10 protein-coding genes are annotated in these 15,174 nt (G+C 34.9%); 3 read left to right on the top strand and 7 right to left on the bottom strand.

Annotated features, from left to right (window positions below):
* Positions 1 to 250: 250 nt before the first annotated feature.
* Positions 251 to 4,918, top strand: a complete 4,668-nt coding sequence (locus tag TD18_RS16605; RefSeq protein WP_160289454.1) for an HYR-like domain-containing protein — start codon at positions 251 to 253, stop codon at positions 4,916 to 4,918.
* Positions 4,919 to 4,986: 68 nt separating this feature from the next.
* The gene (locus tag TD18_RS05320; protein ID WP_040249790.1) at positions 4,987 to 5,325 is read left to right on the top strand and encodes a DUF4870 domain-containing protein; all 339 of its coding nucleotides are present in this window, start codon (positions 4,987 to 4,989) and stop codon (positions 5,323 to 5,325) included.
* A 93-nt stretch (positions 5,326 to 5,418) separates the two neighbouring features.
* On the opposite strand, the gene TD18_RS05315 is transcribed toward TD18_RS05320, so the two are convergent.
* Together TD18_RS05315 and dnaN are read right to left on the bottom strand one after the other, a co-directional pair.
* Entirely contained in the window at positions 5,419 to 6,417 is a 999-nt protein-coding gene (locus tag TD18_RS05315; protein WP_040249492.1) for a metal-dependent hydrolase, read from the bottom strand.
* A gap of 126 nt (positions 6,418 to 6,543) precedes the next feature.
* Entirely contained in the window at positions 6,544 to 7,662 is a 1,119-nt protein-coding gene (gene dnaN / locus TD18_RS05310) for a DNA polymerase III subunit beta (protein WP_040249489.1), read from the bottom strand.
* 206 nt (positions 7,663 to 7,868) lie between these two features.
* Here dnaN and TD18_RS16600 point away from each other — a divergent pair, with 206 nt between their 5' ends.
* Positions 7,869 to 10,784: a S8 family serine peptidase gene (locus tag TD18_RS16600; protein ID WP_084205848.1), complete on the top strand. Its 2,916-nt coding sequence runs from the start codon at positions 7,869 to 7,871 to the stop codon at positions 10,782 to 10,784.
* Positions 10,785 to 10,844: 60 nt separating this feature from the next.
* On the opposite strand, the gene gldG is transcribed toward TD18_RS16600, so the two are convergent.
* From gldG to TD18_RS05275, 5 genes are all read right to left on the bottom strand, one after another.
* Positions 10,845 to 12,515: a gliding motility-associated ABC transporter substrate-binding protein GldG gene (gldG, locus tag TD18_RS05300; RefSeq protein ID WP_040249485.1), complete on the bottom strand. Its 1,671-nt coding sequence runs from the start codon at positions 12,513 to 12,515 to the stop codon at positions 10,845 to 10,847.
* Positions 12,508 to 12,996 (bottom strand): hypothetical protein, encoded by a 489-nt coding sequence (locus TD18_RS05295; protein WP_040249482.1) that lies wholly within the window; start codon positions 12,994 to 12,996, stop codon positions 12,508 to 12,510. The genes gldG and TD18_RS05295 overlap by 8 nt, the downstream gene beginning before the upstream one ends.
* On the bottom strand, positions 12,993 to 13,721 hold the full coding sequence (gene gldF / locus TD18_RS05290) for a gliding motility-associated ABC transporter permease subunit GldF (RefSeq protein WP_040249479.1): 729 nt from the start codon (positions 13,719 to 13,721) through the stop codon (positions 12,993 to 12,995). The genes TD18_RS05295 and gldF overlap by 4 nt, the downstream gene beginning before the upstream one ends.
* Positions 13,722 to 13,957: 236 nt before the next feature.
* On the bottom strand, positions 13,958 to 14,254 hold the full coding sequence (locus TD18_RS05280; protein ID WP_040249472.1) for a putative quinol monooxygenase: 297 nt from the start codon (positions 14,252 to 14,254) through the stop codon (positions 13,958 to 13,960).
* A 3-nt stretch (positions 14,255 to 14,257) separates the two neighbouring features.
* Entirely contained in the window at positions 14,258 to 15,130 is an 873-nt protein-coding gene (locus tag TD18_RS05275; protein WP_040249468.1) for an SAM hydrolase/SAM-dependent halogenase family protein, read from the bottom strand.
* Positions 15,131 to 15,174: the final 44 nt, after the last annotated feature.

The following is a 15,174-nucleotide window of genomic DNA, read 5'->3' as shown; positions in this document are numbered from 1 at the left end:
TGTCAGTTTTTTGATTGGTTGGTTTGAGGATATAGATTAACGTTTATATCTTTAAAAAGAGAGCGTTTAGTAACGCTCTTTTTTTATACATGGATTTTACTGTAAGAAAACTCTACGCATAGTATCAATTTTAATCCTATCATCGATTTTTTTTCCTTATTGAATGGTTTATTTTTTTTCAACCTATAATCAAGCTACCTTTATGTTGATTAATAGCAAAATTAGTTTCAACCCATCTAAACTATTTCTAATGGTTTGCTATAATCGTATTCTTAATATAAGGCTGTTTTTTTCTGTTAGTCTTTATCTAGTACTAATTTCAAATGCTTTCGCTCAATTACCTACGGGTTATATAGCTTCCGAAGTTCAGAATGGTTATAATACCATTATGGGTGTTGTTTTCAATTCAGATGGAACTAAGATGTTTGTTTGGGAAAAACGCGGACATGTATATGTGTCCAATTGGAATGGAACACAATATGTCAAGCAAACGACGCCTGTTCTCGATATTTCTGATGAAGTTGGAGATTGGCGAGATTTTGGTTTTGCTAGTTTTTGCTTAGATCCTAACTTCGACACTAACGGTTTAGTTTACATGTATTACATGGTTGATCGAGAGCATCTTATGAATTATGGAACACCCAGTTATGATCCAAATGATAATGATTATTATGAGGCGACCATAAGTCGTTTAACACGTTATCAATTAAATATTGGAAGTAATCCGTTAACGACAAATTATAATACCAGAACTGTACTTCTTGGAGAATCTGTATCAACTGGAGTGCCATTAACACATGAGTCACACGCAGGAGGAACGGTTATTTTTGCAAATGATGGGACCTTATTGGTGTCGACTGGAGATAATGCAAGTTATTCTTCAACAGACACAGGAAGCGCAAGTGAAACGTATTGGCAACAAGCAATCAACGATGGCATCATGCGTCCTGAGGAAAATGTAGGCGCATTCAGAAGTCAGATGATTACATCGCTTTGTGGAAAAGTATTGCGTCTTGATCCAGCAACAGGAGATGGAATCCCTTCAAATCCGCACTATAATGCTTCAAATCCGAGAGCTCCAGAATCTAGAATGTGGGCTATGGGTTTACGTCATCCATTCAGAATGTCAATTCAACCCAATAGTGGTAGTACTAATCCTGCTGATGGAAATCCTGGAATCATTCAGGTTGCAGATGTAGGTTGGGGAACTTGGGAAGATTTGCATATTTTTGATAAAGCCGGTTTGAATGGTGGTTGGCCTTTATATGAAGGCTTAACACAACATAATGGTTATTATAATAGTGGAACTACAAATCCTGATGAAGGAAATGTACCTTTTGTAAATAATTGTCCACAACCAACAAATTTCGTAGATGATTCAAATCCAGCTTTAAGACGTTTTGTGCACGACAGACCAGAAGTTGCTTGGCGTCATGGAGGTAGTAACGAAGCTCGTGTGCCTTGGTTTAACGGAACAACACCTACAAATCCTAGAGTGGGTACTTCAGGTTCTCCTACAACGGGAATTCAGTTTAGAGGAAATACTGCAATTGCTGGAGTGTACATTACTGGTGATGCAATGGGCAGTAGTATGACTGGTAAATATCTGTTTACAGATTACGTAAGAAACTGGATAAACATAGCAACGCTTACTGATGGAACGTTAAACTGGATAAGTGATATATCAGAATTGGCACCTATAAATTTTGGTGATGGCATAGTACATATGATGCAAAATCCGTTAGATGGTTTTATTTACTATGTGAATATATATAATGGAACACTTTTTAAAATATCATTTGAAGGTCCAACCTGGACGAACCAGCCAACTGATGTTACGTTACAGTGTGATCAGATTACAGATCCTACTGTTGAGTTCAATAATTGGTTAGCTAGTGTTACTGGAACTGTTTTATGTGGAAATGTTACACTTACAAATGATAATTCTGGGTTAAGTATAAGCTGTGGTGCTTCAGTTTCTGAGACAGTCACGTTTACTTTAGCGGATGACTGCGGAAACGAAATTACCAAGCAAGCTACATTTACCATTGAAGACAATGGTGATCCAACATTCAATGAAACATTACCAGCAAGTACGACAGTTGAATGTGATAACATTCCAACAGCAGAAACATTAACAGCTTCAGACACCTGTGGAATTGCAACGGTTTCTTTTACTGAAAGTACAGCTTCAGGATCATGTTCAGGCGATTATACCATCACAAGAACTTGGACAGCCACTGACGAATGTAATAATGAAACAATTCACATTCAAACCATAACGGTTGAAGACAATGGTGATCCAACATTCAATGAACCTTTACCAGCAAGTACAACAGTTGAATGTGATAATATTCCAACGGCAGAAACATTAACTGCTTCAGACACCTGTGGAATTGCAACGGTTTCTTTTACTGAAAGTACAGCTTCAGGATCATGTTCAGGCGATTATACCATCACAAGAACTTGGACAGCCACTGACGAATGTAACAATGAAACAATTCACATTCAAACGATAACGGTTGAAGATAATGGTGATCCAACATTCAATGAACCTTTACCAGCAAGTACGACAGTTGAATGTGATAATATTCCAACAGCAGAAACGCTTACAGCTTCAGATACCTGTGGAATTCCAACGGTTTCTTTTACTGAAAGTACAGCTTCAGGATCATGTTCAGGCGATTATACCATCACAAGAACTTGGACAGCCACTGACGAATGTAACAATGAAACAATTCACATTCAAACGATAACGGTTGAAGATAATGGTGATCCAACATTCAATGAACCTTTACCAGCAAGTACAACAGTTGAATGTGATAACATTCCAACAGCAGAAACATTAACAGCTTCAGACACCTGTGGAATTGCAACGGTGTCCTTTAATGAAAGTACAACTTCAGGATCATGTTCAGGAGATTATACCATCACAAGAACTTGGACAGCCACTGACGAATGTAATAATGAAACAATTCACATTCAAACCATAACGGTTGAAGACAATGGTGATCCAACATTCAATGAAACATTACCAGCAAGTACAACAGTTGAATGTGATGCCATTCCAACAGCAGAAACACTTACAGCTTCAGACACCTGTGGAATTGCAACGGTTTCTTTTACTGAAAGTACAGCTTCAGGATCATGTTCAGGCGATTATACCATCATAAGAACTTGGACAGCCACTGACGAATGTAATAATGAAACAATTCACATTCAAACCATAACGGTTGAAGACAATGGTGATCCAACATTCAATGAACCTTTACCAGCAAGTACAACAGTTGAATGTGATAATATTCCAACAGCAGAAACATTAACAGCTTCAGACACCTGTGGAATGGCAACGGTGTCTTTTACTGAAAGTACAGCATTAGGTTCATGCGCTGGAGATTATACCATCACAAGAACTTGGACAGCCACTGACGAATGTAACAATGAAACGGTTCACATTCAAACCATAACGGTTGAAGACAATGGTGATCCAACATTCAATGAACCTTTACCAGCAAGTACAGCAGTTGAATGTGATGCCATTCCAACAGCAGAAACGCTTACAGCTTCAGACACCTGTGGAATTGCAACGGTGTCTTTTACTGAAAGTACAGCATTAGGTTCATGCGCTGGAGATTATACCATCACAAGAACTTGGACAGCCACTGACGAATGTAATAATGAAACAATTCACATTCAAACGATAACGGTTGAAGACAATGGTGATCCAACATTCAATGAACCTTTACCAGCAAGTACAACAGTTGAATGTGATAATATTCCAACAGCAGAAACATTAACCGCTTCAGACACCTGTGGAATTGCAACGGTGTCTTTTACTGAAAGTACAGCATTAGGTTCATGCGCTGGAGATTATACCATCACAAGAACTTGGACAGCCACTGACGAATGTAACAATGAAACGATTCACATTCAAACCATAACGGTTGAAGACAATGGTGATCCAACATTCAATGAACCTTTACCAGCAAGTACAGCAGTTGAATGTGATGCCATTCCAACAGCAGAAACGCTTACAGCTTCAGATACTTGTGGCACAGCAATGGTGTCCTTTAATGAAAGTATAGCTTCAGGATCATGTTCAGGAGATTATACCATCACAAGAACTTGGACAGCCACTGACGAATGTAACAATGAAACAATTCACATTCAAACGATAACGGTTGAAGATAATGGTGATCCAACATTCAATGAACCTTTACCAGCAAGTACAACAGTTGAATGTGATAATATTCCAACGGCAGAAACATTAACTGCTTCAGATACCTGTGGAATTGCAACGATGTCCTTTAATGAAAGTACAGCTTCAGGATCATGTTCAGGCGATTATACCATCACAAGAACTTGGACAGCCACTGACGAATGTAATAATGAAACAATTCACATTCAAACCATAACGGTTGAAGATAATGTTAGTCCGATTTGGAATGTCATGCCTTCTGATATGACCATCATGTGTTCACCAAATATGCAAGCTGATTATGAAGCATGGTTAAATAGTTTTTCGGGAACTGACAATTGTGGAACACCAGCCGTTATCCATAATGCACCAGCAACTGTATCTTGTCCAGATGCTATTGAAGTTATATTTGAGCTGACTGATGTGTGTGGAAATACAGATGTTGCTACAGCTACTTTTAATGTGGAATCAACCTTACATGTATCGGAAGTTTTTGAAAATGATATTGTCATATTTCCGAATCCGACAGACAAGCATATTTATATAAAAGGCTTGGTAGGTGAAAGTCAAATGGAAGTCTATAATATCGCTGGACAAAACGTGTTTTCTAAAATGGTGAGTAATGGAAATCGTATTGAATTCAATTTAGAGTCAGGACTTTATTTAGTTAGAATTAGTTCAGATATTAAATCTGTCATCAAGAAACTAATAATTAGATAACATTAAGTGTAACATTTTTAATTGATTTGCGTCCAATAGGTGTATTCAATCAAAATAATCACTTAATCATGAGACAAGATAATCAACTTATCGTTTTAACACATTTGAGTCAATTACTAACCTTTATAACAGGCTTCGGTGGACTCATAGTGCCATTAGTTATTTGGTTAACTCAAAAAGACAATGTGTATAAAATGGATCAACAAGGAAAGCATATTTTAAATTTTCAGATTAGTATGTTAATTTACAGTTTAATCTGTATTCCTTTAATATTGGCATTTGGATTAGGGTTTGTAGGATTACTCATCTTATGTCTGTTATCATTTATATATCCCATTATCAATGCTGTAAAAGCTAGCCATGGTGAAACACCAAGATATCCTTTATCTCTTAATTTTATTAGTTAGTTATATTTTATAAAGAGGTAAATAAGAACGCGCACTTAATTAAGTGCGCGTTTTTTCGTTTTAGATTGATATCTATTGATTTGGTTGAAATATTTAATTTCCTTTTAATCGCATCCATAATTCAGATAATAATTTTTTTGCATCGCGATTTTCTTTTGGTTCTTCGGTAAACAAAACGTGACCAAATTCATCAACATCTAACTTATATTGAAATACAAATTTTTCAGAATTTGGTTCGATACTTAAAAGCCCAAATCGTAAATCGTTAAAATATAGGTTGTCATTTTTTTTAGTAATTGTATACCATCCTTCAGAAATTGTAATCATTCGTTTTACGTTTTTGTCTTCAATTAGACTTCCTAAAAACCCATGATTTTTAGGATAGGTTTCAAAAGTGATGGGTTTTGAATCAAAAAAAGAATAATTTCCGAGTAAATAAGAATTTTTAGTTTCCACATTAGCACTCCAAAGAACAGTATTTAAAGGAGAAGGCCTAGTATCTAATTGTCTATAATCTATTTGTTGCTCTTTCAAAGCATCTTGAAATTGAGTAAACGCCAACCATTTTAAAAAAAACGTTAATACTAAATATGTCGAACTGACGATTATACCTGTTTTATTATAAAATTGACGCTTTTTAGAGGATCTATTTTGTCTTATAGCAAGAATTAGAAATACTAAAAAGGGTATGGTGTAGAGGGGATCAATAACAAAAATTGTTTTGAAGGCCAATCGTATCTTAAAAGGCCAAAACAATTGAGTTCCCCAAGTCGTATGAGCATCTAAAATGGGATGTGTTACAAATGCCCAGAAAAATAACCAAGACCAACCTTTAAAACTTTTAAACTTTTCATAGCGGGAAACTATCCAGCCAAAAAGAGGTGCAAAAAGTATCGAAAAGACAATGGAATGTGTAAATCCACGATGTATAGAAAGCGCAGAAACCGTATCCGTAAAATAAGAAGCAAGTACATCTAAATCAGGGATTGTTCCAGCTAGAGCACCATAAAAAAGTGCTCTATTTCCTATTTTTTTTCCTAAAACAGCTTCACCAACAGCTGCCCCTAATACAATTTGAGTAAACGAATCCATAGTATTTAATAAAAGTAAGTCATGTAATTAAAACTATTAATGATACTTTTTTAAGTATTACAAATAATAAACGCACACTATGTAAGTGTGCGTTTTTAAACTTTTATATAATGTTTTGCTTTATAATTAACTATTCAGCATTACAGGCATAACCAACATGGTCACTTGCTCACCTTCATCTAAACCATCAATAGGTGTTAAGATTCCTGCTCTGTTAGGTAAACTCATTTCCAACTGTACCTGATCAGCATTAAGGTTATTAAGCATTTCAGTTAAGAAACGAGAGTTAAAACCAATTTGCATATCATCGCCTTGGTAGTCACAAGTTAATCGTTCTTCTGCTTTGTTTGAGTAATCAATATCTTCCGCAGAAATATTTAATTCAGCTCCTGCAATTTTTAAACGGATTTGATGCGTTGTTTTATTCGAAAAGATACTTACACGACGAACAGAATTTAAAAATTGTGTTCTGTCAATAGTTAATTTATTAGGATTTTCCTTTGGAATAACAGCTTCGTAATTAGGATACTTTCCATCAATTAGACGACATACCAATACAGAGTTCTCAAAAGTAAATTTCGCATTAGAATCATTGTATTCAATTGTAATGACATCATCACTTGTTGCTAAAATTCCTTTTAAAAGATTTAAAGGTTTTTTTGGCATTATAAATTCTGCCACTTGATCTGCAGTCACATCTTCACGTGTATATTTTACCAGTTTGTGCGCATCAGTAGCAACAAATGTCAAACCTTCTGTTGAAAATTGAAAAAACACACCACTCATCACTGGACGCAAATCGTCATTTCCTGCTGCAAAAATCGTTTTACTAATCGCAGTCGCTAAAATATCACCTGCAATTGTAGTTGTACTAGGATTATCGAGTACGACAGCTTTAGGGAATTCATTTCCATTAGCATAAGCTAATGCATATTTTCCATGATTAGAACTGATTTCAACAGTATTATTATCTTCTACAACAAAGGTTAACGGTTGCTCAGGAAATGTTTTTAAGGTATCTAAAAGCAAACGCGCTGGTAAAGCAATACTTCCATCTTCATCACTTTCAACATCTAAAGTAGATGACATTGTCGTTTCAAGATCACTTGCCGATACTGTAAGTTTTGAATCTTTTAATTCAAAAAGAAAGTTATCTAAAATAGGTAATGTGTTAGAATTATTAATAACACCACCTAAAACCTGTAATTGCTTGAGTAAATATGTACTGGATACTATAAATTTCATGTGTTTTATATAAAAAAATTGAACAACAAATATATTTTAATAAAGTGATAAACGTAAACCTTATTTATACAATTTTATTAACACTTGACTATTATATTTTATTCTTGTAAAAAAATATTGATTTCGTTAAAAAAAATCCTTTTAATTAACACTTGTTAGTTTTATTGTTGAAAATGAATTAATTTTATAAAAAAAAATAACTTATTATGAAAAAACTTACTTGCCAAGTACATGTTGTACTTATCTTATGCTTGTGTCTATCTTTTAATTTGTTTGCACAAACACCTGCCCAAAAGAAAGCTATAGCTGACACTTATGATCAAGAGTTATTAGCACAGCTTGCTCTTGAATACACAAGAACTTTTGAAGAAGACTTCGAAGCTGCAAAGGCTTATGCTGCTGCTAATAATATTCCAGTATATGTTGAAAAAGAAAATGGTGGAATAGCGGTACTTCATAAAGTATTGGAAGACGGATCATTACTTTATACATCAACAACCAACCAAGGCGCTGGACGAACGGTTAGAGCACACAGGTTATATCCTGGGCCAAGTCCGTTGGATCTAGAAATTGAAGGCGAAGGCATGATTGTTGGCGTATGGGATGGAGGTATAGTTTTACAGTCACATGAGTTGTTACAGGGGAGAGTTCAGCAAGTTGATGATGCAAATGCTCTTAGTAGCCATGCAACACACGTTTCGGGAACAATAGCTGGATCTGGTGATCCAGAAATTTCTGCCAAGGGTATGGCTCCAAAAGCAACATTGCATGCAAACGATTTTGATAATGACTTAGGTGAAATGACTCCACAAGCTGCGGCAGGACTTCTGCTTTCAAATCATTCTTATGGTGTGCCAGCTGGAAACGTGACAACATCTTTTTTAGGGACGTATTCTAATGCAGCGAGATCATTAGACCAATTATTATACAATACACCGTATTACATGCCTGTGTATTCCGCCGGAAATGATAGAAATACAGGTGTTAATTCTTCAGATAATGGATATGATCTTTTAACTGGAAATAAATGCGCAAAAAATAATATTGTTGTTGCAGCAGTAAACCAAGTAAATAATTACACTGGCCCAAGTAGCGTTGTAATGTCGAATTTTAGTAGTTGGGGACCAACTGATGACGGTAGAGTTAAACCAGATATATCTGCAAAAGGTGTAAATACATACTCATCAGATGCCAATGGTAATGATTCCTATGCATTTTATAATGGAACTTCAATGGCAGCTCCAAGTGTTACTGGAACTTTGGCGCTATTGCAAGAGTTATATGGCGATATCCATGGTAATTTCATGAAGTCTGCTACGATTAGAGCACTAATTATTCAAACTGCTTCTGAAGCTGGCTCTGCGCCAGGTCCGGATTATAGATTTGGTTGGGGTTTGCTAAATGCTGAAGCTGCTGCTGAGGCCATATTACATGAGGGCTATGAATCTCTTATAGAAGAGCTTACCCTTAATAATTCTGGAACATATACAAGAACGGTAACTTCAAATGGAGTGGATCCTCTTGTAGTAACAATCGCTTGGACTGATCCTGCAGGGAATATTTCTTCTATTGAAGATGATACTACACCGCGATTAGTTAACGATTTAAATGTCGTTTTAGAAGATACTAATGGTACGTTACATTATCCATGGAGATTCATTCCTGGATTTACATCATCAGCGCCTTTTAAACAAGTAAACGATGTTGATAATGTTGAAAAAGTTGAGATTGATGTTCCTGCTGGTGATTATATTATAAGAGTCACTCATATGGGGACTTTACTAGATGGATCACAAGATTTTTCTTTAATTGCTACAGGAATTACTGAATCTGATTTCACATTTACACCAGATAACATTAGTAAAGTTTCTTGTGCTGATCAAGTTGCAGAATTTGAGTTTAATTATGAATCTAATGCATCTTATAATGGGCCAACAACATTATCTGCGACAGGTTTGCCTGCAGGTGCTGTTGCTACTTTTACACCATCAGTAATCACTGCAGATGAAGACTTTATTCTTGAAATTTCAGGATTAAGTACTGTTGCGGCTGGAATTTATCCTTTTACAGTAGTTGGTTCTGGAGGTTCATTCACAAAGCAAACAGATATGGAGTTAGAAGTTTTAAGTGCTGCTCCTATAAATACTACAACTTTAAACTATCCTAATAATGGAGAAACAGATGTGTTTATTTATCCTAATTTGACTTGGGATGCGGAAGCTAATGCAACGCAATATGAAGTTGAGGTATCATCTGCCTCTGATTTTTCAGAAATTATTTTTTCAACAACAACTTCTGAAACCAATGTATCTGTTCCAGGATTAAACGATAATTCACAATACTATTGGAGAGTTAAGCCAGTTTCAGAATGTGTAGAAGGGAATTTCTCTGATGCATCTTTTACCACAGAAAGTATTAATTGCTCTAGTATTGCTACAGCTCAAGATACTCCAATAGGTATCAGTCTTGTACCAAATGAAATTCAATCGGTTATAACGATTCCACCAGCAGATAATGTTCTGATTGGTGATATCAATGTTACAGTGGCTTTAACCCATACGTGGTTGGCAGATTTAACAATAAGTTTAATTAGTCCTTCAGGAACTGAAGTTGTTTTAATGAATGGTGCATGTGGCGATTCTAATAACATCAATGTGATATTTGACGATAGTGGAGCTGCTTTTGAATGCGCAGATGCAACACCAGCTGTTACAGGTGTTTTAAGAGCACAAAATTTAATGTCTCCTTTTATTACTGAAAATTCTGCTGGAGATTGGACGTTAAGAGTTATTGACGGATTTGATAATGATGGTGGCGCTTTAGCTAACTTTGCGATAGAGTTCTGTGAAACAGCAGGACCACTAAGTATCACTGAGAATACGTTGGAAGGTTTCGAGTTATTCCCTAATCCTGCAAAAGATTACTTCGAGTTTTCACTGCAAAATCAAAGTAGTAACGTTAAACTTGCAGTTTATGATCTTAATGGTAGAGCTTTAATCTCTAAAGCATTTAACTCACAGGATAGAAAGATTGTAAATACGACCAGCTTATCAGCAGGTATTTACTTTGTAGAAATCAATAGTGGAAATAAAAAAGGCGTGAAAAAGCTTATTGTAAAATAATAGCTTGCGTTTCATAGTAAATAAAAGACCACAACTAGTTTGTGGTCTTTTTTTATATGCCTATTGATACTTTTTTCTTCGTAGATAATTAAAACTAAAACCAAAAATGGCTAAGATTACAAGAGGTAAAGCAATGTTGATAATTTGCCATTGGGTTTTCTCCTTTTCAATTTTCTGTGGATCTAAAAATTGAAGCGCAATATCTTTTGTTCTGATGTCCATCAATCCGTCGTCATTCAACAAATAATTAACCGCATTCTCTAGAAATTCTGAATTGCCAAACCTGCGACCAGTCATACGATCAAAACCGAGTTCCTGAGGCTTATTTTTAATAACATCATTTTTAATCACATCACCATCGGCAATTACAATCATTTTTGTTGAGGTACTCTTCGTTTTATCATCAGTTAATTGAAATGGTTTAACTCTATTTTCGTAAACAGAAGTAAATTCACCTTCTAACAAAACAGCGAGTGATTGGTACGGATCTACATACGTTTTTGGATCTGGTTCTTTAGTTACAATTTCTAAATCCACTTCACTAGGAACTCCGACCAATTTCGTCAATTGAGAGCTTCTTAATAAAATGGTTTTATCTACTGAATTTTTTAACGTATCGATCTGACTGGCAAAATCAAAACGTACCGGATTAATATTAGTCGTAATAGGATGATTCGGATTATTAGCTGCTAAAGGTGAATATGGCCACTGTACAGGTTGAAATTGCGCATTACTGCCTTCTCCTATGGCTAAAGTAATTGGAGCCGAGTAGAGGTCGTTAACCATTACTGGATTGATTCGCACACCATATTTAAAGAAAAAATCATTGAGATTTAAATCATTATTTACGGCTACAGCTTTACCTGAATTGCTGTACAGACTATCTTTATCCATTACAATAGCTTCTGTTAACCAAAGACTTTTTCCGCCATGCATTGTGTATTGATCTAAGACGTATTTTTCTTCTTCGGAAAAAGGTTCCATTGGCTTTGCCGAAATTATTAAATCGTATGATTTAAGATCATTTAAGGTTTTCTGAGGATTAACAGCAACGCTATCTAATGTAAAAGGTGCTAAAAAATAGTGCTCACCTAGTTTTTGAAGAAAATCAGCCATGTATGCATCTCTAAGTTGTGCATTTCCTCTCAATACGGCTATTTTTTTTGATTTTGGATTCACTAATTTTTTAAAAGCTTCAGCAAAGACATATTCTAAATTTTGAATGGAGCCATTAACTAACTCTTGATCCGAAGCGCCAATTTTATTTTTGATTAACGGAACAATTACCGTTTGTTCATTATAACTTGCCAATGCCCACGGAATAACAACTTCTTGTGATGTTTTTCCATTTTCCTGAACTGTGATTTGAAACGGTTGCATGCCACGCTGCGCCAGCTGTTGAATGTTTTGTTCTCGTGTAGATTTATCCTCTAAAGGATTAATAAAATTGAATATCAAGTTACTGTTTACTACCGAAAATTCTTCAAGAATCTGTTGCGTTTCATTTCGTAGTCGTCTGAATTCTGAAGGGAAATCACCTTCTAAAAACACATCAATTATTAAAGGTGCTTCAACAGTTGCAATAGTATGCTTGGCTGCTTCAGATAAGGTGTAACGTTTGTCTTTTGTTAAATCAAACCGCTTGTATACTTGTTTGGAAATCAAGTTGATTACAATGATAATTATCAATGTGATGCATACAATTAGGATATGTTTTTTAGTTTTAATCATCAAATTTTATAGGTTCTTTAAAGGGATTAATAGAAATGACTTTATCATTGCTAAATACAATCTCAACGCATTCTTTTTCAGTATTAAATGCACCAGGCTCAATTCCTAAACTATAATTCCATTTATTAGTATCGTGATCTTTGTTGAAGTCATTCCAACTTAACCATTCATAAGTTCCCAAAAGCGATTCGACTTCAGTTTTTGTTTTTCCAATTAATACTTCTGATGCCATCAAATCATCAGATAGTTCATAACGAAGTGATGGCTTGTCAATCCATAATTCCGAAGAAAAATACTTCTGATGATGGTAATTGCTAAAAATATTAATCATAGGATACACGCCATAAAAATAGATAAAAGGGGTTATCATTATACTCACAAATAACGTGAGCCATTTACGTTTATCAATTGTTTTTACAAACAAAAAGACAAGTACAAATACAACACACATCAATATGACTAATGGAATTGTAATTATCATTGATTAGCACGTTTAATGTTTAACGTTGTAAACGTTAAAAATAAGGCAGTTACACTCAAAAAGTAAATGATGTCTCTGGTATCTAATATTCCTCGACTCATGCTTTTAAAATGAGATTCCATGCCTAGTTTTTCTATAAAAAATGCATCTCCAAACAGATTGTAATTTGAAAGCCCTTCAAATCCAAAATAAAAGAAGAAACTAATAAACACAGCAGTAATAAAGGCGACAATCTGATTATCTGTCAGGCTTGAAGCAAAGACACCAATAGCAGTGTAAGCAGCAACCAAAAACAGCAATCCAAAATACGAACCCATAACGCTGCCTATATCTAAATTGCCTTCAGGATTTCCTAATTTTGAAATGGTATAAACATACAGTAAGGTCGGAATTAAAGCCATTAGTATTAAAATAAAAGCTCCAAGATATTTTCCAAAAACGATATGTAAATGACTGATAGGTTTGGTGAGTAATAATTCTAATGTGCCTTGTTTTTTTTCATCAGCAAAACTTCGCATAGTCACTGCTGGTACAAGGAAAATCAAAATCCATGGAGCCAGTAAAAAAAAGCTTGATAAGTCTGCAAAGCCATTATCTAGAATATTAAATTCACCTTTAAAAAGCCATAGAAATAAGCCATTTATCGATAAGAACACAGCAATGACTAAATAGCCAATGGGTGAAGCGAAGAACGAATTGATTTCTTTTTTAAGTATGGCAATCATTTAATTGTTGTTTAGCTGTTTCAATTTTTTTCTGAATAACACGATTTTAATGCCGTAAAAGATAGTAAATGTTAAACTATATACCGACGCAAAGAGGCTAACCGTTTGAGGTGTAGGTTTTTTACTTCCAAGCCGATTAAAAAGAACAGAAACTATCAATAAAATAACAAAAACAACAAATGGTGTCATTGTTTTTTTCCACGCTTTTTTAAGTTCGGTTTCAGTCATAAATTCAGTTATTTTAAGGTAACCACCTTATCCACACTCCAAGCTTCAGGTTTTGTATTAAACAAGGGTTTGGTTTTTGCCCAAACGCTTTTAAACAAATCGGAATGTCTATACTGTTCTAAATCGGCTTCAGAGTTCCAGTAACTATACGTGAAAAATTGGTTCGTATTGTGTTTATCACGATAAAGCTCTAAAAATTGACAACCTTCAAAGGCTCTGATTTGATGTTTAACAGCTTCAAAATCGGAGAGGAATTCATCAATTTTAGAAGGTTCAAATCCCATTTTTACAATTCGTACAAACATAACTTATCGTTCTAAAACTTCTTTTCCTTTAGGTGTTACAGGTGTTGCAACAAAATTTACAGTCACTGTATCTCGTAATTTTAATCCCATTAAACTGGAAGCACTTCCTACAGTACTACTATCACTTTTATAAACAGCAATTTCTAAATATCCAGATGAATTAAACACGACTAAACCTTTACCAGCGTCGTATCGCTTTTCTTCAGGAATATCAAAATTAATAGCATCACTATATTTATCATAGATTCTTTTAAACTTATAGCTACGAGCAGAAATCTCATAATTACGCGTTTTTTGTATCGATTCAAAAAAGCCACGCTTGATATTCGTAATGACATTACCATAGTTATCTATATAAATCACACTACCAATAATTTGATTTCGTTCGTCATTTACAAACGGAATCAAATTTTTAATCGGTTTAATCGTTTCAATGACCTTACCAATAACTTCTAAAGTGCCTCCACGAGCAATGTGACAAGCAACGTTAACAAAGACATCAAGTACAGGGAAACTGGTTGCTACACGATCGTGAATGTTAATTTCAACAATCTTTTGTGGTGCAATGTCTCTGCAAATCATACTCATAATGCCATTATTAGCACATATAAAATAGTGATCATCAAGTTGAACGGCTATGTGTTTGTTTTCCGGATTGAGTTCAGAATCAATTCCAATCACATGAATAGTGCCTTTAGGAAAGCTGCTATAAGCATTCTGAATGATATAAGCGGCTTCAGGAACGTTAAAAGGCGCAACGGAATGTGAGATATCAACAATTTTCACATCAGACAATTCACTATAAATGGCGCCTTTTATAGCACCAGCAAAGTGGTCTTTTTCTCCAAAATCGGTTGTTAATGTGATGATTGCCATAGCTAAACTGCAACAAATAATTTAATAGATTAATACGCTTTTAT

The sequence above is a fragment of the Psychroserpens mesophilus genome (assembly GCF_000826645.1).
In the GTDB taxonomy this organism is placed as follows: Bacteria; Bacteroidota; Bacteroidia; order Flavobacteriales; family Flavobacteriaceae; genus Psychroserpens; species Psychroserpens mesophilus.
The sequence above is the reverse complement of the archived record's forward strand: the minus strand, read 5'-3'. Positions and strand labels throughout refer to the sequence as shown.

What these genes read in the sequence shown, in the direction of transcription:
- TD18_RS16605 (WP_160289454.1), top strand. Translation starts at nt 251, where the DNA reads ATGGTTTGCTATAATCGTATTCTTAATATAAGGCTGTTTTTTTCTGTT.
- TD18_RS05320 (WP_040249790.1), top strand. Translation starts at nt 4,987, where the DNA reads ATGAGACAAGATAATCAACTTATCGTTTTAACACATTTGAGTCAATTA.
- TD18_RS05315 (WP_040249492.1), bottom strand. Translation starts at nt 6,417, where the DNA reads ATGGATTCGTTTACTCAAATTGTATTAGGGGCAGCTGTTGGTGAAGCT.
- dnaN (WP_040249489.1), bottom strand. Translation starts at nt 7,662, where the DNA reads ATGAAATTTATAGTATCCAGTACATATTTACTCAAGCAATTACAGGTT.
- TD18_RS16600 (WP_084205848.1), top strand. Translation starts at nt 7,869, where the DNA reads ATGAAAAAACTTACTTGCCAAGTACATGTTGTACTTATCTTATGCTTG.
- gldG (WP_040249485.1), bottom strand. Translation starts at nt 12,515, where the DNA reads ATGATTAAAACTAAAAAACATATCCTAATTGTATGCATCACATTGATA.
- TD18_RS05295 (WP_040249482.1), bottom strand. Translation starts at nt 12,996, where the DNA reads ATGATAATTACAATTCCATTAGTCATATTGATGTGTGTTGTATTTGTA.
- gldF (WP_040249479.1), bottom strand. Translation starts at nt 13,721, where the DNA reads ATGATTGCCATACTTAAAAAAGAAATCAATTCGTTCTTCGCTTCACCC.
- TD18_RS05280 (WP_040249472.1), bottom strand. Translation starts at nt 14,254, where the DNA reads ATGTTTGTACGAATTGTAAAAATGGGATTTGAACCTTCTAAAATTGAT.
- TD18_RS05275 (WP_040249468.1), bottom strand. Translation starts at nt 15,130, where the DNA reads ATGGCAATCATCACATTAACAACCGATTTTGGAGAAAAAGACCACTTT.